We start from the raw sequence: 23,559 nt of genomic DNA, 5'->3' as shown, positions 1-23,559 counted from the left end.
TATACTTTAGTAAAAAGTATGAAATTAAATAGTCTTAGTTTGAAAAAAATAAATAAGCATAAGCTACTTATTTATTTAACATATTTCACAGTTAGCTTTTCTATTATTGCACTCTCATTGGCAATATCTAAGACTATAAACATACAAAAAGATAAAAACTTTGGATATGTAAACCCAGCAATTCCTTCAAGGCTTTTAGATATTAATGGAAAACAAATAACTCAATTTATATCTGATGAGAATAGAGAATTAATGCCATTGAGAAAAATGCCTGACAATCTAATTAATACACTTCTTATCGAAAAAGATATTGGCTTTTTTTCTCATCGAGGTTTTTCCTTAATAGGAATATTTAGAGCCGCATTTAATATTGTTCTTGGCAGATATTTTTCAGGCGGCAGCACATTAACCCAACAGCTTGCAAAGCTCCTATATACAAATCAAGCAAGAAGATCTATCTTAAGGAAATTACATGAAATATGGTGGGCAATCCAACTTGAAAAAAAACTCTCAAAATACGAAATACTAGAAAAGTACCTTAATAAGGTTTATTTTGGAAACGGCAACTATGGAATAGTTGCCGCATCAAAATTCTTTTTTGGTAAAAGCGTAAATAAAATAAATACAGCAGAATCTGTGATGATGATAATCCAACTCCCAAATGCAAAACTTTATTCACCTCTTTACAATCCAGAATTTTCAAAAAAAATTCAACGCGCGGTTTTAAACCAAGTTGTATCAAATGGAATAGTAAAAGCCGAAATTGCTGAAAAAGAATTTAATGAATATTGGCGAAATTATGATTGGACTAGAATGGCTGATACATCCGCAATTTCAAACAAAAAAGACCAAGCTCCTTATTTCTCTGAATACATAAGGCAAAAAATACTAAAATATTTACCAGATGGTGCAAACATATATAAAGATGGATACTCAATATACTCAACTCTTGACCTTGAAGCACAAAAATATGCAGATAAAGTTACAAACGATATGATTAATAAAGCAAGAACAATGCATAATTTAAATAGATCATCTGAAACAATGATTATTAATTCAGAAATTGTCCCCGTAGTAGATGCAATATCAGATTTATTAGGAATTAAAAATTTAAGAATAAATGGACGGCAATATAAAAAACTTAGAAAAAGAAAATTTTACGAAGACAATATTGATCTAATTGCAAGCTTTGGAGCTATACTTGGAATTGATAAAATAGATAAGGCAACAAAAGAATACATTATCAAAAATAAGTTAACACCAAAACTCATTGCACAGCCCGAAGGAGCAATGATAGCAATAGACACAGCAAGCGGAGCAATAAAAGCCATGGTTGGGGGTAGCGGACATGCTAAAGACAATGAATTTAATCGCGCCACACAAGCAAAAGTCCAGCCTGGAAGTGCATTTAAAGCATTATATTTTGCAGCCGCAATTGATCTGAAAAAAATAACAGCTGCCACAATGTTTTCAGACTCTCCGGTAGCATTTCTAGATAAAAAAGGAGAGGTTTATGCTCCAGGAAATTATGGTGGCAAATGGAGAGGCAACGTTTTAACACGCCAGGCATTGGCTTTGTCTTTAAATATTCCAGCATTAAGAATATTGGACAAGTTGGGTTTTGACTCTGCAATTAGCTACTCCTCAAAACTACTAGGAATAACAGATCCAAAAGAAATAGAAAAAACGTTTCCAAAAGTTTATCCGCTAGCACTTGGTGTAATATCGGTTTCTCCAATACAAATGGCAAGAGCCTTTGCAATTTTGGGGAATAGTGGTAACGAAATCGAACCTTATGGAATAAGATACATTGAAGACAGAACTGGAAGAATAATAGCAAATGAAGAAGCAAAGATATTGGCTAAAATAAAAAGCCAAGAATATCAAACTCAAATAGTGTCTCCTCAAGCTGCTTATATCATAACAGATATGATGAAATCAACAATTCAATATGGAACCTTAGCAAATCAAAGATATACAAATCTCAAAAATTTTAAATCTGACATTGCTGGAAAATCGGGAACAACGCAAAATTGGGCAGACGGATGGGCAATAGGATATTCTCCTTATATAACAACAGCATTTTGGGTTGGATTTGATAAAAAAGGATATTCACTGGGAATATCCGGAACAGGAACAGGATTGGTAGGACCTAGTTGGGGGGAATTCATGGCAGAATATCACAAAAACTTGCCTAAAAAAGTTTTTGTAAAACCTGCAGGAATAATTAGTATCCCGGTGCAAGCAGAAACAGGGCTATTACCAGAAGAGATTGCTGACGAAAAAATAATAAATGAACTATTTATTTCCGGCACCCAACCAATTGAAAAATCAAAATACTATAAAAATAAACTAGAATTTAAAAATACAATAGAATTTAACATATATGGAATTGATGAGATTAATAATAACGATGAAATAAATTTTGACACTCCTGAATTTGAATATCTTGATAATAACCTTGAAAGCCTAAACAATAATAACAATGATTTTGAAAACAAAAATAATAACAATGATCTTGAGAGCATTAACAATGATGAAAATAAAAATGAAGATGGAATAGAAATAAATATTAAAGAACCCTTAAATGAAATAGAAAATAAAAACCCACAACAAGATTTAATAAATAACGACAACAATAACGAAGAAATGTTTATTAAAAATACAAAAGAAATTAAAGACGAAGTCATTGTTAATGAAACAAACACAGAAGTACAAAACATAAAAGAATTAAATTCAAATAACAATGAAAATGAAAAAATTAACAATAAAGACGTCAACGGAGAAGATATCCAATTGGATTAAAGCAGTATGTTAATAGATATCGATCAAATAAAAATAAAAAAAAGAATTAGAAAAAATGTAGGTGACATTGAAACCCTTAAAAACAGCATTATAAAACATGGATTAATTTATCCAATAATAATCGATAAAAATAAGAATTTGATTGCAGGATTTAGAAGATACCAAGCCTTAAAAGAAATCGGCTATAAAGAAGCTGAAGTAAAGGTAATCTCAATTGAAAACAAAAAAACTTTACTTGAAATTGAAATTGATGAGAATAATGTTAGAAAATCATTTACAAAAAGTGAAGCAAACGAAGGTGAAGCTTATTTGAAGATTTATTCTGAAAGTAATGTAATAATAAGATTTATTAAATTTATTATCTTGAAAATTAAAAACATGTGGAAAAGAAAAAATAGAAAAATTTAAGCCATAACAAAGGGGTATGTTTATGATAAATTACAAAAATCTTAATGAACTTGAAAATTTTAAAATCCTTGAAGGAATTGCTCCAGAGGTGCTAAAAACTGCATTGACTGGGAAAAGGATAAAAGAGTACGACATTACAATAGAAGGAGATAGTGTACATTATAATTATGCTTCAAAGCAAATTAATGAAAATCACCTTAAAATTTTTCAAAATTTAAGCGATGAAGCAAATTTAATAGAAAAATATAAAGAAGTACTTAATGGGGAAAAAATCAATATTAGTGAAAACAGAAAAGTCCTACATCACCTTACAAGAGGGCAAATTGGTAAGGACGTAATAGAAGACAATAAAGAAAATATGAGAGAGTTTTTCCAATCAGAACTTGAAAAAATATATAATTTTGCAAAGCAAGTACATTCTGGAAATATTAAAAGTGTAAATGGTAAAAAGTTTAAAAATGTAGTTCAAATAGGAATTGGCGGATCCAGTCTAGGACCAAAAGCTCTTTATAGCTCAATAAAAAATTATGCAAAAAAACACAATCTAGCCTTAATGAATGGCTATTTTATTTCAAACATTGATCCAGACGAATCAGAAGAAGTATTAAATAGCATTAATCTTGATGAAACGCTTTTTATTATTGTCTCAAAAAGTGGAAATACATTAGAAACCACAGCTAATATGCAATTCTTAATAAACAAATTAAAATCAAATGGCATAAAAGAATATAAAAAACAAATGACCATTATAACATTAAAGAATAGCATGTTAGCACTAGAGGAAACAGGATGCCTTGAATATTTTTTCATGCATGATTCAATAGGTGGAAGATTTTCTCCAACATCAGCAGTTGGACTTGCACTACTTACTCTTTGCTTCACAGAAAAAATTGTAAAAGAAATTATAAAAGGAGCCAATAAGACTGATAAAAAATCATTAAATAAAAAAGTAAAAGACAATGCACCTCTATTAGCAGCACTAATTAGTATATATGAAAGAAATGTTCTCAACTACAGTAGCAACTGCATCATTGCTTATTCTAAGGCAATGGAAAATTTTTATCTTCACTTACAACAGCTTGAAATGGAAAGCAATGGGAAAAGTGTAAACAGATTTAACGAAACAATCAACTATAAAACTGTAAGAATAATTTGGGGAGGTGTTGGAACGGATGTTCAACACTCATTCTTTCAAATGCTTCATCAAGGAACAGATATAGTCCCAATGGATTTTATAGGTTTTAATGCAACACAACTTAAAGAAGATGTAATATCTGATAATAGCTCAAGTAATGACAAATTAAAAGCAAATTTAATAGCCCAAATAATAGCATTTTCAAAAGGCAAAGAAAATAGTAATAAAAATAAAAACTTCAAAGGTGAGAGACCTTCTGCACTAATATATTCAAAAGAATTAACACCTTATGCAATAGGGGCAATACTCTCCCATTATGAGAATAAAGTAATGTTTGAGGGATTTTTATTAAATATAAACTCATTTGACCAAGAAGGGGTTCAGTTAGGGAAAATTCTTGCAAATCAAATTTTAAAAAATAATGCCTTTGAAGATGAAGTAATAGAGTCTTATTCTAAAAAAATATTAAAACAAGATTAATTAATTTTGAATATATAAACTTAAGTTTAAAAAAGAATGCGCTAAGCTTATATAAAAGAGGTAAGAATGGATAAGGTAAGTATATTATATACATTAATTAATATTATAATTATGCTTATTCTAATAAGTATAATTTCTTTTTGTAAAAGAAAAAATATTTCTTTTACAAAAAGAGTATTTATATCGTTAGGACTAGGAATAGTATTTGGAATGACTATCCAATATTTTTATGGCACAAATTCATCTATAACAAACGAAACTATCAATTGGATAAATATTTTAGGTGATGGATATGTAAGGCTTCTTAAAATGATTATAATTCCCTTAATAATAACATCAATAATATCTGCAATAATAAAATTAACAAACAGTAAAGATGTTGGGAAAATGAGCCTATTTGTAATATTAACACTAGTATTTACAGCAGGCATTGCTGCTATAATTGGCATTTTCACTGCTTTAATATTAGGATTAACAGCTGAAGGACTGCAAGCAGAAGCCAGCGAAATTTTACAAGGTGAAAAATTGCAAAAAGGCCTTGAAATATTAAATCAAACACCAATCACAAAAAAAATTACAGAACTTATTCCAAAAAATATATTTGAAGATTTGGCAGGACTTAGAAAAAATTCAACAATCGGAGTTGTAATATTCTCAGCTATCATAGGAATAGCTGCCCTTAAAACATCTAGAAAAAAGCCAGAATCAATAGAATTTTTTAAAAAAATAATATTAACGCTTCAAGACACAATATTGGGAATAGTAACTTTAATTTTAAAACTAACGCCTTATGCTATATTAGCCTTAATGACAAAAATTACAGCAACCAGCGAAATCAAAAGCATAATAAAGCTTGGAGAATTTGTAATTGCTTCTTACATTGCTATAGGTCTTACATTTCTTCTGCATATGACATTAATTGCAATAAACAAATTAAACCCAATTACTTTTATAAAAAAAATATCTCCAGCACTAACATTTGCATTTATATCTAGGTCTAGTGCTGCAACCATACCTATTAATGTAGAAATTCAAACTAAAAACCTAGGTGTAAGCGAAGGAATAGCAAATTTATCAAGCTCTTTTGGAACATCAATTGGACAAAACGGTTGTGCAGCACTGCACCCCGCTATGCTTGCAGTAATGATAGCGCCAACTCAAGGAATAAACCCTACAGATACTTTATTTATACTCACGCTTCTTGGATTAATAATAATAACTTCATTTGGAGCTGCTGGTGCTGGCGGAGGCGCAACAACAGCTTCATTAATGGTACTCTCAGCAATGAACTTTCCAGTAGGATTGGTTGGACTTGTAATATCTGTTGAACCTTTAATTGACATGGGAAGAACAGCTGTTAATGTAAGCGGCTCAATGGTTGCCGGCGTCATATCTGCTAAACACCTTAAACAATTTAACCACAATATATACAGCAAAAAAGAGTTTATAACTAAATAAATGGAAAAACAATCATGAAAATAATAATTATTGGGGGCACATCAGCAGGAACTAGTGCCGCAGCTAAAGCAAAACGCTTAAACAAAAAGCTAGACATCACTATCTATGAAAAAACAAATATTGTGTCCTTTGGAACTTGTGGCCTACCTTACTTTATAGGGGGATTTTTTGATAATCCAAATAAAATGATCTCAAGAACACCGGAAGAATTCGAAAAAACTGGGATCTCTGTTAAAACTAACCACGAAGTTATCAAAGTAAATGTAAAAAACAATACAATTGTAATAAAAAATCAAATAACAGGAAGCATTTTTAACAATACTTACGACAAACTCATGATAGCAACTGGTGCAAAACCTATTATTCCGGCAATCAATAATATCAATCTTAAAAATTTTTATACGCTGAGAAATTTAGAAGACGGTCAAAAAATAAAAAATTTAATGGATAAAGAAGAGATCAAAAATATAGTGATAATTGGTGCTGGATACATTGGAATTGAAATGATAGAAGCAGTAAAAAATAAAAGAAAAAATGTAAGATTAATTCAACTAGACAAACACATACTAATAGATTCCTTTGACGAAGAAATAGTTAAAATAATGGAAGAAGAACTAATACAAAAAGGAGTTGATCTTCATACAAGTGAATTTGTAAAAAGTTTAATAGGAGGAAAAAAAGTAGAAGGAGTAGTAACAAACAAAAATACTTATCAAGCTGACGTTGTTATACTTGCTACTGGAATAAAGCCTGCTACTGAGTTTTTAGAAAATCAGCTTAAAACTAGTACAAATGGAGCAATAATTGTAAATGAGTATGGCGAAACTAGCATAAAAAATATTTTTTCTGCAGGAGATTGTGCAACTATTTATAATATAGTAAGCAAAAAAAATGAATATATACCTCTGGCAACAACAGCTAACAAACTTGGAAGAATAGTCGGTGAAAATTTAGCTGGGAATCATGTTTCATTTAAAGGTACATTGGGCTCAGCTTCAATTAAGATACTATCTTTAGAAGCTGCAAGAACAGGGCTTACAGAAAAAGATGCAAAAAAGCTTCAAATAAAATATAAAACGATTTTTATAAAAGATAAAAATCATACAAATTATTATCCTGGCCAAGAAGATCTTTATGTTAAACTAATTTATGAGGAGAATACTAAAATAATCCTTGGAGCACAAGCAATAGGAAAAAATGGAGCCGTAATAAGAATCCATGCTTTATCAATTGCAATCTATTCAAAACTTACAACAAAAGAACTAGGAATGATGGACTTCTCATATTCTCCACCATTCTCAAGAACCTGGGATATATTAAATATTGCTGGAAATGCTGCTAAGTAGAAAGAATTTAATTAATTTAATTCTTCATGCTAATCGGTTGTCCTGTGCTTGAAAGAACATCTCTCCAAAAAGAACCATTGGGATTAACCTTATTTCTGTCAATTACTGCCATCTTAATCGGTATGTGCACAAACTTTGTACTCCACAAACTAATCAACATTTTTGTCTTGCCAGACATTGCAGCATGCACAGCATTTGAACCAAGCCTAGCACAATAAAGTGAATCACTAGCATTAGCAGGCGAACTTCTAATAATATAGCTGGGATCAATGTATTTAAGAGTAAATTGTATATTTTTTGCTTTAAAATATTCTGTAATTTTATCTTTAATATAAAGCCCAATATCCTCATAAAGCAAATTCCCAGAATCGTCTTTTTTGCGAGGAAACTGATTAAAATACTTTTGCCCTGCTCCTTCTGCTATCAATATTACTGCATGAGGAATTTCCTCTAAGCTCTCTTTCTCTAAAAGTCGTCTTTCAAGATGAACAAGAAATCCATTAGGACCTTCTATATCAAAATCAAGCTCTGGAATTAAACAAAAATTAACATCATTAGAAGAAAGCGCAGTATGAGCAGCAATAAACCCAGAATCCCGCCCCATAACTTTAACAAGTCCAATACCATTATAAGCACTATTAGCTTCAAAATGAGCACCAGCAACAGCTGCAACCGCTTGTTCTACAGCGGTCTCAAATCCAAAAGATTTTTGAACAAACATAAAATCATTGTCTACAGTTTTAGGAATGCCTACAACCGCTATTTTTAAATTTCTTTTTTCTATCTCCTCAGCAATAAGAAGAGACCCCTTTTGAGTACCATCTCCACCAATATTAAAAATCATATTAATGTTCATTCTCTCCAAAGTGTCAACTATTTCAACGGGTTTAATACCACCCCTTGAAGAGCCAAGAATAGTGCCTCCAAATTTATTAATATCATCACCAACATCTGGATTAAGATTAATAAAAGGTGAATTTGACTCAGGAAGAAGACCTTGATATCCAAATTTTACCCCATAAATATTACGAACCCCATAAATTTTCCATAAAGTTCGCACAATAGAACGAATAACATCGTTAAAGCCAGGACAAAGTCCACCGCAAGTAGTAATAGCAGCTTTAACGTGCCTGGGCACAAAATAAATTTTTTCTCTAGGTCCAGCTTTTTCTAAAAGAATATCTTCATACTTATCTCCCTCGTCCTCATTTCTATATACACTAAATTTAATTTTATTTTTTTCATTAACAAAATGTGAAGAGCCCTCACCAGCATAAAAATCAATCAAAGGATTGTTTTGCTTGCATTCCCCTAAACTATCTATTTTAAAATCTAAATTTTCATTTTTAATTCTATACACTAAATACTCCTTTATAGAATTATAACCCAATTATTTTCTAATAAATTGACTTTGATCTTTAATCATATCGTATATGTCGTCGTAAATATAAGGAGACCCTTCAACAGGAGATTTAATTAAATTCCTAGCTATGAATTCAAAATATTTATTCAGCTTTGAATTCTTCTCAAAATCAATAAATGGCACTCTATTATTAATAGCCTCTCTAAAACTTTTTGCAAAAGGTACAAAGCCTATAAACTCTATTGGTATATTAATATTATTCTTAACAACATTAATCAAATTTTCACACATAGCGATCTCTTCACTAGTTTCTATTCTATTCAGCACTACTCTAGGATAAAAATTATTCATCATCTTCTTAACTTTCAAAGAAGAACTCAAAGAAATAAGTTCAATCCCAACAACCAAATCTTTAAATCCAAGCCTTGTCCCTTCAATCTTATCTTTAAAAAAATTACCAATATAATCGCGCTCAGGACTTTTCTGTGGAAAGCTTAAATATAAAAGACGATAAAGAGCATTCTTTAAAAAAGAATAAGCATTAAGTATAGAAGGGGTTTCTGGTACTGTAATAATTACACCACTATAAGATGCTAAATAAAAATCTATTGTATTATAAGAAGTTCCAGATCCTAAATCCAAAAAAATAAAATCAGCAATAAGATCTTTTTGAATGGATTCTATAATCTTTTTCTTAGCAGAAAAAGGAAGATTAGCCGTTCCTGTATAAAGAGCATCACCTGGAATAAGGTAAAGTTTGTCATAAGATGTTTTGCATACCAAATCCGAAAAACTTTTATCCTTTTTATTAATAAAAGAACCAATACCCACGCCCTTATTTTTGACACCTAAACACGTATGTAGATTAGAACCTCCAAGATCAAGGTCAACAAGTATTACAGTTTTACCTAAACTAGAAAGCTTATAGCCAACATTTGCAACAAAAGATGTTTTTCCCACACCACCTTTGCCACTTGCTACAGGAATAATTTTAGTCATTCTTGAATCCTAATTATCCTTACGATCTTTTTGAAAAATTTTCATAAAATTAAAAATCCCTAAAAATCTCGATTTCTTTTCAGCATCTTTATTTAAATTTTCATCCTCTTTAGAAACCGAAATTAAATCTTTAATTAAATCTTTATTGTTTGTAAAATTTTCAATACTATCTGGTTTCCCACAAATTACAATTTTATCATCTTTTAAAAAAAAATAATCGCCATCAACAAATTCATATCTAGAATTACTTAAATTTCTAACAGCAATAACTGTAATTCCACATTCTCTTCTAAGATCAGCTTCAAAAAGAGTTTTTCCAACATATTCCCTAGGAATAACAGTTTCAGCAACAATAATATCATACCCAATAATATTATAAGTTGAAAGATTAGGAGATACTAATAATGGAGTTAATCTTCTTGCAGCATCTTTACTTGGAAATATAATTTTTGTTGCGCCAAGAGTTTTTAATATTTCAGCATCATCCCTATTTTCTGTCTTAACACATATTTCCTTCAAACCCAAAAGATTACAATAGTGAGTTACAAGAGCACTTTTACCAAGATCATCATCAAAGTCAATCACAACAGCGTCTGTATCTACAGGAATTATTCTTTTTAAAGCATTTTTAGTGAATTGTTCGACAACAAAGCTTTCTGTAGATATCACATCATATTCTTCAATAAGCTCTTTAGATGTATCTATAATAATAATTTGACAATCAAGTCTGCTTAAATCTTCAAGCAAGTGAATTCCTAAATTACTCAGTCCAATAATAACAAATGTTTTCATATGCTTCAACCAACCAAAATATCTTGCCTTGGCCTTGTAAATTCTTCAAAACGCGACTTTCTTGAAACAAAAACAGCCATTGAAAAAAGTCCTATTCGTCCTGAAAACATAGTAAAGATTATAATAACTTTACCCCAAAATGACAAATCCTGAGTTACTCCAACCGAAAGACCAACTGTTCCAAAAGCAGAAAACACCTCATAACCTAAATCAATAACTTTCCAATTGCCAGATCCTCCTTCAAAAAAAAGAAGCATAAAAAAGGAAAAACTTACAATAAAAATAGCTCTTGCAAAGAATAAAAGTGCGAATCTTATACTATCTATTGAAACCTTGTAAGACCCAATAATATATCCATTGCCGTTTTGATTTTTAACAACAGCTAATACAATTAAAAAAAATGTTGTAATCTTAATTCCTCCTGCAGTTGATCCAGGTGCCCCACCAATAAACATAAATGGTAGAGAAACTATTTGAGTTCTTCCACTTATTAAAGAATTATCAAGATAATTAAACCCAGCTGTTCTGGTACTAATCGAATAAAAAATTGAATTAAATATTAGAGTACCTATTGAATAACCATCTTTTAATTTATGCATCTCTGTAAAAAAGAATAAAATTGCACCAATCATAATTAAAAAGAAACTTAAAGAAAAAACTATTTTAGCATGAAGTGATAGTTTTTTTTTGTTTTTAATAGTATTATTTACATCCCTATAGACCATAAACCCAAGCCCACCACAAATTATTAAAACAGAAACCACAACTATAGCTTCAGGAACATCTCGCCATGCATAAATACTCTCAGAATGCATGGAAAAACCTGCATTGCAAAAAGCAGAAATTGTCGTAAACAAAGCTTCTAAAAATGAAATATTAACTCCCCTAAGCTTAAAACAAATAAGTATCAATATTAAACCTATCATTTCAATTGAAAAGGTTATAAACAGTATGCCTTTTAAAATTCTAATAGGATTATATTCTATATTTGAAAGAGAATACTGCTTTATTATTCTTGCATCTGTTAAATTCATTTTCTTTTTAGGTATAAGCAAATAAAAAGTAGTAATACTTATAAATCCCAATCCCCCAAGCTGGACTAGTAACATTATCAAAATAAATCCAAAAGTAGAAAAACTTTCTATTTTAACTGTTATAAGACCTGTAATGCTTACAGCAGAAACAGCAGTAAAAAGCGCATCAATGTATGCTAATTTGCCATCACCTCCCCAAGAAATAGGCAGCATTAATAAAAGAGAGCCTATAAGCATAATTAAAACAAAATAACTAAAAAGTAAAAACCTGTCGCTAAATTCAAATTTCAACATATCATACAAAAAGTTGTTTAAATTATTAAAAATCCATTTTATATAGCATAATATTTTAACATTGAAATATTATCATAATTACATTATTTTTAATATATGTTAGAAATAGAATCAAAAGCATTTATTCCCCAAAAAGAGTTAAAAAGAATTATTAAGTTAGCAAATAAAAAATTCAAGTTTATTAAAGAAGAAATAAAAACTGACATCTATTACTCAAACCTAAAAAAAATTATAAGAATAAGAAAATTAAATACTCTAGAAAAAATTGTCACATTTAAAAAAATATTAGACAACAACAATGCTATAGAAATTAATAAAGAGGTAGAATTTAAAATAGATAATATTAATAATTTTTTAATCCTTATTAAAGAACTTGAATTTAAAAAGCTATACAAAAAGATAAAAAAAAGTCTAATTTATCAAACTAATAATTTAAATGTAGAGATAAACGAAATAAAAAATCTTGGATTTTTTTTAGAAATAGAAAAAATAATTAATAATCAAAATGATATAGATTTAGCAAAAAAAGAAATTCACAACATAATTAATCAATTTGGATTACAAGAAAACCTTGAAACTAGATCTTACTTTGAATTACTTTCATTGACAAATCAAAGTAAAAAATAATTCATTGGAATTAGCGCTTAAAGTAGAGATTACAAGGCCTTTATTGCCATAAATTCCAATCTGGGGACTAGCAACATTATTCTTAAGATACTCCAACTTATTTAAAAAATACCAATTTTTATTCTTAAAATAAATTAATCTCACATTATTATTGTCTTCAAAAGCTAAAAACAAATTATTTTTATAAAACCCAACATCAATGCTTGAACCTTTCATTTCAACATTAGGGCTTATATTAACCCACCTTTTGCTTTTTAAAGGACAAATGCTTACAATAGGCCTATTCTCAGAAAGAAAACTCATAATTATTTGATTAAAATTAGAATCAAAAAAACCTTTAATAAAATTAGCCATATAAACAGAAGAAATATTTGCATTTGCCCAAGCATTCTCATTGTTTACAATAAATTCAGATTTAATCTCATTATTTGACTTATAATTATAAAAAATACCCAAAAAAGGTTCAGATATTAGTCCAATGTTTGATGAATCAACATTAGAATCACCTTTGCTTAAATAAGAATGTATTACATCGGTCCAAATATTTCCGTAGCCCATATTTGAGATTAAATTTATTTTATATTCACCTCCAATTTCTCTTAAATATGTCAAATAAAGCCTATCTTTTAAATCAATGCTAATATTCAATAAAGATCCAAAATTTTCTATGTAACCAGGACTAATATCAATCCATTTCCTACTATTAAATTTTTTAACTACAAGCTCACTAGCAAAATCAGAACCTGATTTTGTAACAAAAGCAATATATAAATTTCCTTTTGAATTAATTGAAAAATCAAAATTAACTATATTAATGATATTCCCATTAACAGATGAATCAAGGTTAAACCAACCAACATCCTTAATAAACTCAGCAACTTTAATGTCGTCGCTATTTTCTAACTGATAAGCAATATAAATATTGTTTTTATAAATCCTTAATATATACTTTTTAAGCTTGGCAGTTAAATTTAAAACGGGCAAATCTTTTAAAGTAAAAAATAAATCTTCTTTTTCAATCTTAGATGTTTTAGCTTTAAGGGAATCGCTATTCAAAATTGAAAAATCTAAATCTGTGAGCGAAAACTTTATGTTTTCATTTTTAGTACCAACATATATTATTGCATAAAGAAAATTTTCATCTAACCTTATTTTAAAATCTCTTCTTTTTATTTTATCAGTTATATACTTTTTATTAGAAATATCATAAATTTTAAAAACAAAATCGGAATTTGAACTCTTATCTAAAGTTAAAATATAATTAGAAGATTTGCTGACTTTTAAATAAACACTCCCTTTCCCATTTCCACTTAAAATACTTATCGGACTAATTTCTGTTAATATTTGATTTACTTGAACTTGAATAGAAGAAAGCTTTGTAAATAAAAATAGCAAAATTAATATCTTATTTATTTTCATATTTTTTTACATTCAAGAATATTAACACATAATCTAAAAATGATAAAATTGCAAAAAAAGCAGCACAAACATACGCTACTTGAACAATAAATAAAAATTTAAATTCAAAATTTAAAATGTAACTAATAAAATTTTGAATCGGTTCTGTAAAGTTTAGTTGATTTAAAGTATAAAACAAAAGGCTTGCAAAAGTACAAACAGCATAAAGAATTGACTTTAATTTTCCCAAGAAATTAGCTTGTTGAACTATATTAAACTGAATAATTAAATTTCTAACAAAACCAATAGAAATTTCACGATAAATAAATATTACAAAAAAATAATAAGGGGTTATGTCTTTGTAGAAGAAAAAAACAAAATATGTTAAATGTTGCAAAACATCTGCATAAGGATCTAAAATTTTACCCACATTGCTAACAAGACCATATTTTCTTGCAAGATACCCATCAATAAAGTCAGTAAATTCATTAAAAATGATTAAAAACCAAATAATCCCAAAAAACAAATATGGAAAAAATATATTTTCCAAAAAAAATAAAATTAATATGATAAAGGAAAGTATAATCCTAGCTAATGTGATTTTATTAGGAGTAATAATCTTGATTAAATTATTCAATTTATGAAATCTCCTTATCTCTTACTTTTAATAAAATAAGTTTAAGAGCTTCATCAAGTTCAATTCCATTTATTTGCTCATTTGTTCTTGTTCTAATAGATATTCTTTCTTCTATTGCTTCTCTCTCACCAATTATAAACATATAAGGTATTTTTTTAGCCTGATATTCTCTAATTTTAGCATTCATTCTTGAGGAACTATTATCAAGTTTTATTCTAATGCCCGCATTTTTAAATTTATTAAAAACCTTAATAGTATAATCTTCTACAATATTGTTAACAGGAATGATTACTGCTTGAACATGAGACAACCATAAAGGAAATGCTCCACCATAGTGTTCTACAAGAATTCCAAAAAATCTTTCAATAGATCCCAACAGGGCTCGATGAATCATAAATGGTCTTTTTTCTTTACCATCCTCAGAAGTATAAGTCATATTAAATCTCTCGGGAAGATTAAAATCAAATTGAATCGTACTCATCTGCCACTCTCTCTCAAGCGAATCAACTATCTTGAGATCAATTTTAGGTCCATAAAAAGCACCTCCCCCTTTATCAATTTCATAAGGAACTTCAAAATCACTTAAAGCCTCTTTAAGGACCTTTAAAGACATTTCCCAGTCAGAATTATTCCCAACAGACTTGTCAGGCTTTGTAGAAAGATATGCCTTTAAGCTGTTAAAGCCAAATTTGCTCCACATATAAATAGCGAACCTAAGAACTTCTTTAATCTCATCTACAACTTGAGAATGGGTACATATAATGTGAGCATCATCCTGAGTAAAACCTCTGGCTCTCATCATACCATGCAAAGCACCTATCTTTTCATAACGATATACAGTACCAAGTTCAGCCCATCTAAATGGCAAATCTCTATAAGAATGCTTACCTGTATTGTAAATTGCAATATGAAAAGGACAATTCATAGGTTTAAGATAATAATCACTTTTATCCATTTCTATTTTTTCAAACATGCTGTCCTTATAAAAGTTTAAATGGCCAGAAGTTTGCCAAAGCCAAGATTTGCCAACATGAGGAGTAAAAAGAATATCATATCCATTTTTAGAGTGCTCTTCTCTCCAAAAATCCTCTATTAAAGCTCTTATTTTAGCTCCATTTGGATGAAAGAAAATAAGCCCTGGTCCAATCTCTTCATGAATAGAAAATAAATCAAGCTCTTTCCCAAGCTTTCTATGGTCTCTTTTTTTTATTTCCTCTCTCAAATTAAGATAAGATCTTAGCTCTTTTTCATTATTCCATAAGGTTCCATAAATTCTGGTAAGCATTGTATTTTTTTCATTACCTCGCCAATAAGCCCCAGCAATACCAGTAAGCTTAAATGCCTTTGGATCAATTTTATTCATATTATCAACATGGGGACCCCTGCAAAGATCGATAAAATTATGACTCTTGTAAATAGAAATTTCATTTTGTAAATCAAAATTTTTAATCAAATCGATCTTATAAGGTTCATCTTTAAAAATTTCAAGAGCCTGTTCTAAGCTTATTATCTCTTTTTCAAAAGAACTCCCAGTCTTTAAAATCTCTCTCATTCTATTTTCTATATCCAAAAGAGAATCTTCTGTAATTGGATTTTTGAATTCAAAATCATAATAAAAACCATCTTTAATAGGGGGTCCTATTGCAATTTTCGTATTTGGAAATAAATCGCACACAGCTTCTGCCATAACATGGGCTATTGAATGTCTTTTTTTGTAAAGAATATCTTCTTTATATAAATCTTTACTCACAATAACACCTTTAATCTTTCGATTTTTATTAAACGATTAAAACTCACATTCATCACTTTTACGCAAAAACACGTACCTCAAATATTTATAATTACTAAATTAAAATATACAAAAAAATTTTCTAAAAAAATAGAGATAAGAAAACAAAAAAATTAAAAATAAATTTTCAATCCATAGCAACTATTGATTCAATATTAAAATAAAAAGACATCGCTAAAAAAAATGTAATAGTAGAAGAACCCCCATAAGAGAGAAAAGGGAAAGGAATTCCAGTAATAGGAAGAACTCCTAAAGACATTCCAACATTAAAAGAGGTATGAAAAAATAAAAGTCCTAAAATTCCAGATATTACTAAAGCCATATATCTATCTTGACTTTTATTCATTATTATCAAAAATTTGAAAAAAAGAAAAAAAAATAATATTAAAATCGTACTAACACCTAAAAACCCAAACTCTTCAGCAAGAATAGAGAAAATAAAATCCGTGCTCTGAGACGGCACATAATTAGCATGAGTATAAGGCCCTTTTAAAAATCCTTTACCAAAAAGACCTCCAGAACCGATTGCTATCTTAACTTGATTCAAATTCCAACCAGCGCCCTTGGCATCAATAGCAGGGTCCAAGAATACTAAAAACCGTCTAATCTGATAAGTCTTCATTAACTTTGAAAGGACTTTTGAAAGCACTATTGAAACCAACAAAATAGAACTTGCAAAAAATACATAAAAGTAAATTATTTTAATACTCAAACCATATTTAGCAATAAAAAATCCTAAAACAGAAATCAAAAGTATTAAAAGCAATACCCCTATTATTACTCTAAAATAAAAAGGATTTGAGAAAATAAGATAAAACACATTACCCATATTTACCTTATATTCATACCAAACGGGCAGAATTGCAAAAACAAAAGAAAAAAACCCTATCAAAGTAAATGCTAAAACATAATGTAAATCTATTCCTGCAAAAAAAGAAATAAATATAAAAATGGTTAAATACACTATAGCTGTACCAAAATCAGGTTGCAATAATATAAGAATTACCGATGGAAAAATTAATAAAAATGCAGCAATAAAGATAAAAAATTCATTATAACCTTTTTTTTCAGTATAAAATTTTGAAAGGGTTAAAATAATAATAACTTTACCAAATTCAGAAGGTTGTCCTCCAAGTTTCCATATACCAATCCAAGACCTTGCTCCGTTTACCGTCATTCCAAAAAGTGCAGTACAAATTAAAGCTAAGATTAATAAAAAATATAAAGGATATACCATGCTATAAACAAATTTTAAATCATATTTACCCACTATAAAAATTAGAAAAAATCCAATAATTACCCAAAATATTTGCTTTATATATTCATTCTTAGTTAAAGATCCACTAATATTATAATCGCTAGAATAGATTAACAATATACCAACAAAAGAAACCATAAGTAAGCTTATCAAAGCTAAATAATCATAATTTTTTCTAAAAACCATTAATCTACCTAATATACCATGGCCTATAACCTTTAAGAATATCTTCATAACTTTGATTTGCAAAAATACCTTGCATTATTAAATCTGTAGATTTTGCAGGCCACCAATCCACATTACTCTTTGCCTCAACTAAACTAAAAACAATAATTTGATTATCAGCTGAACCGTTATAAGGAGCAAGTCCAATAAAAGAACTATTTTCAAAACCATCTATACCGGTTTGACCAGTACCTGTTTTTCCTCCAACCTCAACAGCTTTCGTAAGAACTGCATATCTTGCTGTACCATAAGTTATAACACTTCTCATATATTTTTTTAGAAGCTTAAATGTGTTCTTACTAATAAGGTTTGTCTTTCTTAGTATTTCTGGTTTATTTTCAAGAAGAACTTCATTACCACCGCCTTTTAAAATTTTATTTACAATTCTAGGCTTATATATAACACCTTCGTTTGCAATCATAGCAACCATATTGACAATCTGAATAGGAGTAGCATTCAAAAATCCTTGACCTATTGAAAAATTTACAGTATCTCCTCCTACCCAAGACTGATTAAAAGTTTTTTCTTTCCACTCAGGACTAGGAAGAAGACCAGATACTTCGTTGGGCAAATCAATTCCCGTTTTTTCTCCAAACCCAAATTCTTTTGCATATTTTCTAATTCTATCAACCCCAAGATACTTAAGTCCAAGTGTATAAAAATAAACATTAGAAGAATGTGCAATTGCCTCTTCTAAATTAACATACCCATGACCACCAGGCTTCCAACAATGAAAAATTCTATTTCCAACTTTAAAATGTCCAGGACAATAAATTTTACGATCTTTGTCTATAACTCTCTCCTCAAGAATAGCAGCAGCAACAACTAATTTAAAAATAGACGCTGGTGGATAAACAGATTGAATCGCTTTATTTAAAAAAGAATAATCTTCTTTATTATATTTATTGTAAACATCTGTCATAGAATAATAAGGATAATTATGAAGAGCAAGAACAGCGCCTGTTGATGGTTTTAATACCACAATAGCACCATACCTTTTGCCTAAAGCATTCTTAGCAAGATCTTGAATATCTTTATTAATATTAAGTACAACATCATTACCCGGCACCATATTCCTTATAATAGTACCGTCGTCTATTCTTCTCTCCTTGGAATCTACTTTGTATTTAATTAATCCCTCTTGCCCTCTAATATAATTATCATAAACTTGTTCAATACCCAACTTTCCAATTGTAGACGTATTATCATATCCACTAATATTATAAAAAGTTCTAAGTTCTCTTTGATTTATTTGTCCAACATAACCTATTGAATGCGAATATGAATCGTCTACTAAGTAGTTACGCTTAAAAGAATAGGTCCATAAAAGAGCAGGATAATAAAACTTTTTTTCAGAAATTTTAAACAACATCTTTGGAGTAAGTTCAACTATTTCAACATCTTTTAGATATCCACCGGGCTCTTGAAGCTTAGATAAAATGATTGATTTATCAATATCTAGAGTGCTTGATAAAAAGTCTATCATCTCAATTCTAGTAGCAACAGGCATATTATAATACTGTTGCAAGCTTATCTTTAAAATAAACATAGTTAAATTATTTGCCAAAACATTAGAATTAGAATCTAAGATCTCACCCCTTGAGGCATTGATTTTTTCCAATCTTGATAAAAAAACATTAGCTTCTCTATCGTAAAATAAATGCTTACCAATTTGCATTTGAAATAAAATCGCTAAATAAAGCAACATAATTATTATTAAAAATAATATGGCAAACTTGTATCTAAAATTTGTTATAACACCCACTAATAATCCTCTTTAAAAGAATAAAAACTTCTAGTAAAATAATTTTGAATTGGATATAAAAAGTTGATAAACATTATATTTACAACAAGGTCAAGATTAAAAATTGAATAATTAAAAGATTTTAAATCTATGAAATCATAAAATATGATAGCCAAAAACCATAATATAACTTTTGCAAAGACAAAAAATATTGTCATACTAAGCATATTTTTAGGCATTAATAACTTTATTTTATTGTTAAAATAAAATATTAGTGTATACCCAAAAACAAAAAATCCAAGTGGCAATCCTGTAAAATAATCCATAAGAAGACCATATAAAATACTAGATAATAATCCCACATTAAAAATAAAATTCAAAGAATTAAAAACTAAAAAAATTAAAAAAATATCTATTGAAAAATAAAAATAAGTTGCAAAATAATATTGAAAAATTTTACCTAAAAATGCACTAGAAATAAAATATGTAAAAAATGCTACCATTATTCACTAATCTCTTTGTTGTTTTTAACAAGAAAAACATACTCAAGTTTATCTAAAACTATTGCCGGTTCTACTTCTATTTTTAAAAGAGAATTGTAATCAAGAATATGAAAATTGGTAATCTTTCCAATATAAATACCAACAGGATATTCACTAAACCCAGCAGTAACAATAGAATCACCTATTTTCAAATCTTTTTCAGCAAGCCTATTAACATAATTCATTTCAAGTTTTTTGCCATAACCATTTCCTTCAATAAGGCCTATAAACCTACTGCTTTGAATCCTTGCCGAAACAAAATTTTCATAATTAGTTAAAGGCAAAATTTTAGCAGTATTAGAATAAACTTTTACAACTTTACCTACAAGTCCACTAAATCCATCTTGATATGCAACTGCTATCATATCCTTTTCTATTCCATCATTGAATCCTTTATTAATAGCCATTAAAGTCGATATATTTGAATAATTTAGATATATAATCTCTGCTGAAATAAAATCGCTAGAACTTGACGAATAAAAATTTAATTGCTCCTTAAGGCGAATATTCTCTTGCCTTAGTGACTGTATATTTTGAGTTACTATTTCAAGCTGTTGTATCCTTTTTTTATAAAATTCTATCTTGTCCTTATAATTTTTGTATTCATTTACAGTTTTAAAAACATTGGAAATAAAACTAAAAGCCCCATGCATTCTACTTTGAATATAAGAACTAAAAGTAAAAAACAAAAAATTATCAGGCCTTCTCCTTTGAACACTGCTTGAATCATAAATCATAAAAACAAGAGAAACTATCAATACTAAAAGCACTTTGATAAAATTCTTGAATTTGACAAGAAAATTCATAACTTATTCATTGATAAAACTGTAAATATTCTTACTGATATCTATTCTGTTAGCATAATCATAAAATAATCCCGCACCAACAGCTACAGAGAGAAGCGGATTGTCTGCAACATAAACAGGAACTCCAGTCTCTTTTGAAAGAAGCCTATTTAAACCCTTAAGAAGAGCTCCTCCTCCTGTTAAAATGATGCCACGTTCAACAATATCTGTAGCAAGCTCTGGAGGCGTTGCACCAAGAGTGCGCTTAACTTCATCCACAACAACATTAATGGGCTCTTGTAAAGATTCCCTTACTTCCATAGAATCAACAAGTTGCTTTCTAGGAAGACCGGTTACAGCATCTGTACCCTTAATATCTATTTTTTCTACCCTCAAATTTTGAATATCGGGATATACATTTCCTATCTTAATTTTTAATTTTTCTGCTGTCTGTTGACCAATTATAATATTATGAGAATTCCTCATATACTTTATTATGCTCTCATCAAATTCGTCACCACCAGTTCTAATCGCTCTACTTACAACCATACCACCAAGAGAAATAACCGATATTTCTGTAGTTCCACCTCCAATGTCACACACCATATGCCCTGTAGGTTCAAAAATAGGAATATCAGATCCAATAGCAGCTGCAAGAGACTCTTCTATTACCTTAACTTCTCTTGCACCGGCATTCATTGCACTTTCTTTTACAGCTCTTCGCTCAACCTCTGTAATGCAAGTTGGGACACCTATTACCATTCTTGGCTTAAAAAACAATTTTTTACGCGAAAAAATTTGATTAATAAAATATTTAATCATTTTCTCCGTATTCTCAATATCAGCAATAACTCCATCTCTAAGTGGGCGCACAGCTTTAATATTTTCTGGAGTTTTCCAAAGCATTTTTTTAGCATTTCGGCCAACCGCAACGACTTTATTACCTTTGGTGATATCTATTGCAACAACAGAAGGCTCACTCATAACCACACCATAATCTTTAATATAAACCAACGTATTACATGTACCAAGATCAATACCAATATCTATTAAAAAAGACTTAAACAAATTCAAATCAACCTCCCTAAAAGTCTTCCAAAGTAATTCCAAGCCTCTCTCTTGCTGATTCTAAATAAGGATTTAGATTGAGAGCTTCTCTCCAGTATTTTCTAGCTTTAGGATAATCTTTATCTTTCTTCCTATATATATCTCCTATTTTAACATAAACGCTAGAATTTGAACTATTAATTTCTAGAACTTTATTATAGTAATTAAAAGCATTGTCAAAGTCACCCTTATCTAATAAAATGTCTCCATAAAGCAAATATACCTTTTGAATTAAATTTTCATCAGTTTTCTCACCCTTTGACAATTTTTCTTGCTCTTCTTCTATTATTTTTTTTATATACTCGATACTTTTATTTATATCATTCAGCTTATAATTAACATAAGCCAAGCTCCAAAGCACTAAATCAGATTTATTTTCATTATAAGCTTTTTCAAAAAACTTTAAACTAGACTTGTAATCTCTTAAAAGCTGATAAGAATATCCCAAATATTCAAAAATATCTTCTTTAATGTTCATGAAATTAAAATTATCAACACTTAAAGCCTTCTTCAAAAATTTTACAGCAAGTTCACTATAAAACTCTCCTTTATGAGAATATGCCTTTCCTAATATATAATACAAAGGGCCTATAGAGACTCCATTATTTATAGAAATCAAAAATCTTAATCTTTCTATGGATTTATCTAAAAATTCTCCTTTTAAATACCCTTCATTTACTATTAAAGAATAATAAAAGTATGAAAATCCTAAAAGCAAATTTAAATTAAAATCAAATCTATGATTTTTAATATCATTTTCAGCATAATCTATTATTTCTTTATATTCTTTTTTATCCCACAGTAAAAGCAAATCAACCTCTGTTGGCCCGGCTTTCAAATAAGAATTAGAAAAAGATTTAAAATATGACAAAATATAATAAATTAAAAAAATAAAAATGAAAATCATAAATGAATAAAAAATATATCTTAAATATCTTATTTCCATTTAAAACTCTCTTTTGGACTTATGAAATTAAGCTGACACCCATAAGCCGAGTTCTGTACTATGCCATCATCTCTCTTGTTTTCTTATCGCTAAAAAAATCATGCGATCTACCCGTAAGCATGTCCTCAAGAACAAAGGAAGCCTACATACTTGATCTTGCTCCTAATGAGGTTTATCTTGCCTGTATTTATTACTAAATAAGCGGTGAGCTCTTACCTCACCTTTTCACCCTTACCTTTTATGGCGGTAATTTTCTGCGACACTTTCTTAGGTTTAAAACCCCTAGGCATTACCTAGCATTATGTTCTTATTGGAGCTCGGACTTTCCTCTTAAGCTTTAATTATTATAAAACCAAGCGATGGCTGACTGTCAGCTTAAATAAAAAA

The 23,559-nt window shown here is 29.1% G+C and carries 19 protein-coding genes and 1 other RNA gene; 6 read left to right on the top strand and 14 right to left on the bottom strand.

The window, feature by feature from the left end:
* Positions 1-18: 18 nt before the first annotated feature.
* From BG_RS03675 to BG_RS03655, 5 genes are all read left to right on the top strand, one after another.
* Entirely contained in the window at positions 19-2,805 is a 2,787-nt protein-coding gene (locus BG_RS03675; protein ID WP_011194028.1) for a penicillin-binding protein 1A, read from the top strand.
* A 6-nt stretch (positions 2,806-2,811) separates the two neighbouring features.
* A complete protein-coding gene (locus tag BG_RS03670) occupies positions 2,812-3,213 on the top strand; it encodes a ParB N-terminal domain-containing protein (RefSeq protein ID WP_011194027.1) in 402 nt (133 codons plus the stop codon).
* A gap of 22 nt (positions 3,214-3,235) precedes the next feature.
* A complete protein-coding gene (locus BG_RS03665; protein WP_011194026.1) occupies positions 3,236-4,828 on the top strand; it encodes a glucose-6-phosphate isomerase in 1,593 nt (530 codons plus the stop codon).
* A 66-nt stretch (positions 4,829-4,894) separates the two neighbouring features.
* Positions 4,895-6,286, top strand: a complete 1,392-nt coding sequence (locus BG_RS03660) for an L-cystine transporter (RefSeq protein ID WP_011194025.1) — start codon at positions 4,895-4,897, stop codon at positions 6,284-6,286.
* Between the two features lie 14 nt (positions 6,287-6,300).
* Positions 6,301-7,632, top strand: coding sequence for a CoA-disulfide reductase (locus BG_RS03655; RefSeq protein WP_011194024.1), 1,332 nt, complete (start codon positions 6,301-6,303; stop codon positions 7,630-7,632).
* Positions 7,633-7,648: 16 nt separating this feature from the next.
* Here BG_RS03655 and BG_RS03650 read toward each other — a convergent pair whose 3' ends face one another.
* The 4 genes from BG_RS03650 to BG_RS03635 are packed head-to-tail and all read right to left on the bottom strand — an operon-like array spanning position 7,649 to position 12,114.
* On the bottom strand, positions 7,649-8,992 hold the full coding sequence (locus BG_RS03650) for an ATP-dependent 6-phosphofructokinase (RefSeq protein ID WP_011194023.1): 1,344 nt from the start codon (positions 8,990-8,992) through the stop codon (positions 7,649-7,651).
* A gap of 30 nt (positions 8,993-9,022) precedes the next feature.
* Positions 9,023-9,994, bottom strand: coding sequence for a MinD/ParA family protein (locus BG_RS03645; protein WP_011194022.1), 972 nt, complete (start codon positions 9,992-9,994; stop codon positions 9,023-9,025).
* A 9-nt stretch (positions 9,995-10,003) separates the two neighbouring features.
* Positions 10,004-10,786 (bottom strand): potassium channel family protein, encoded by a 783-nt coding sequence (locus BG_RS03640; protein WP_032986120.1) that lies wholly within the window; start codon positions 10,784-10,786, stop codon positions 10,004-10,006.
* A gap of 5 nt (positions 10,787-10,791) precedes the next feature.
* Positions 10,792-12,114 (bottom strand): TrkH family potassium uptake protein, encoded by a 1,323-nt coding sequence (locus tag BG_RS03635; RefSeq protein ID WP_044007922.1) that lies wholly within the window; start codon positions 12,112-12,114, stop codon positions 10,792-10,794.
* A gap of 96 nt (positions 12,115-12,210) precedes the next feature.
* Between BG_RS03635 and cyaB the strand changes: the two genes are divergently transcribed.
* Positions 12,211-12,741, top strand: a complete 531-nt coding sequence (gene cyaB, locus BG_RS03630; RefSeq protein WP_011194019.1) for a class IV adenylate cyclase — start codon at positions 12,211-12,213, stop codon at positions 12,739-12,741.
* On the opposite strand, the gene BG_RS03625 is transcribed toward cyaB, so the two are convergent.
* The 10 genes from BG_RS03625 to rnpB form a co-directional block, all read right to left on the bottom strand.
* Complete coding sequence (locus tag BG_RS03625) at positions 12,715-14,160, bottom strand: hypothetical protein (RefSeq protein ID WP_011194018.1); 1,446 nt, start codon at positions 14,158-14,160, stop codon at positions 12,715-12,717. The genes cyaB and BG_RS03625 overlap by 27 nt on opposite strands.
* Positions 14,147-14,776 (bottom strand): CDP-diacylglycerol--glycerol-3-phosphate 3-phosphatidyltransferase, encoded by a 630-nt coding sequence (gene pgsA, locus BG_RS03620; RefSeq protein ID WP_011194017.1) that lies wholly within the window; start codon positions 14,774-14,776, stop codon positions 14,147-14,149. Before pgsA ends, BG_RS03625 begins: the two co-directional genes overlap by 14 nt.
* A 1-nt stretch (position 14,777) precedes the next feature.
* Positions 14,778-16,526 carry a threonine--tRNA ligase gene (gene thrS, locus BG_RS03615; RefSeq protein WP_011194016.1) on the bottom strand — a complete coding sequence of 583 codons (1,749 nt, stop codon included), beginning with the start codon at positions 16,524-16,526 and terminating at the stop codon, positions 14,778-14,780.
* A 166-nt stretch (positions 16,527-16,692) separates the two neighbouring features.
* Positions 16,693-18,009 (bottom strand): rod shape-determining protein RodA, encoded by a 1,317-nt coding sequence (gene rodA, locus BG_RS03610; protein WP_011194015.1) that lies wholly within the window; start codon positions 18,007-18,009, stop codon positions 16,693-16,695.
* Positions 18,010-18,013: 4 nt separating this feature from the next.
* Positions 18,014-19,813 (bottom strand): penicillin-binding protein 2, encoded by a 1,800-nt coding sequence (gene mrdA, locus BG_RS03605; RefSeq protein ID WP_011194014.1) that lies wholly within the window; start codon positions 19,811-19,813, stop codon positions 18,014-18,016.
* A complete protein-coding gene (locus tag BG_RS03600) occupies positions 19,813-20,295 on the bottom strand; it encodes a hypothetical protein (protein WP_011194013.1) in 483 nt (160 codons plus the stop codon). Before BG_RS03600 ends, mrdA begins: the two co-directional genes overlap by 1 nt.
* A complete protein-coding gene (gene mreC, locus BG_RS03595) occupies positions 20,295-21,140 on the bottom strand; it encodes a rod shape-determining protein MreC (RefSeq protein ID WP_011194012.1) in 846 nt (281 codons plus the stop codon). The genes BG_RS03600 and mreC overlap by 1 nt, the downstream gene beginning before the upstream one ends.
* A gap of 3 nt (positions 21,141-21,143) precedes the next feature.
* Complete coding sequence (locus BG_RS03590) at positions 21,144-22,193, bottom strand: rod shape-determining protein (RefSeq protein ID WP_002557301.1); 1,050 nt, start codon at positions 22,191-22,193, stop codon at positions 21,144-21,146.
* A gap of 10 nt (positions 22,194-22,203) precedes the next feature.
* Positions 22,204-23,172 (bottom strand): tetratricopeptide repeat protein, encoded by a 969-nt coding sequence (locus tag BG_RS03585; protein WP_011194010.1) that lies wholly within the window; start codon positions 23,170-23,172, stop codon positions 22,204-22,206.
* Positions 23,173-23,196: 24 nt separating this feature from the next.
* Positions 23,197-23,550: RNase P RNA component class A (gene rnpB, locus BG_RS04705), an RNA gene on the bottom strand.
* Positions 23,551-23,559 lie beyond the last annotated feature (9 nt).

Origin of the sequence: Borreliella bavariensis PBi, assembly GCF_000196215.1 — a bacterium.
GTDB lineage: Bacteria > Spirochaetota > Spirochaetia > Borreliales > Borreliaceae > Borreliella > Borreliella garinii.
Note: the sequence above shows the minus strand (reverse complement) of the source record. Positions and strands in the feature narration are given on the sequence as shown.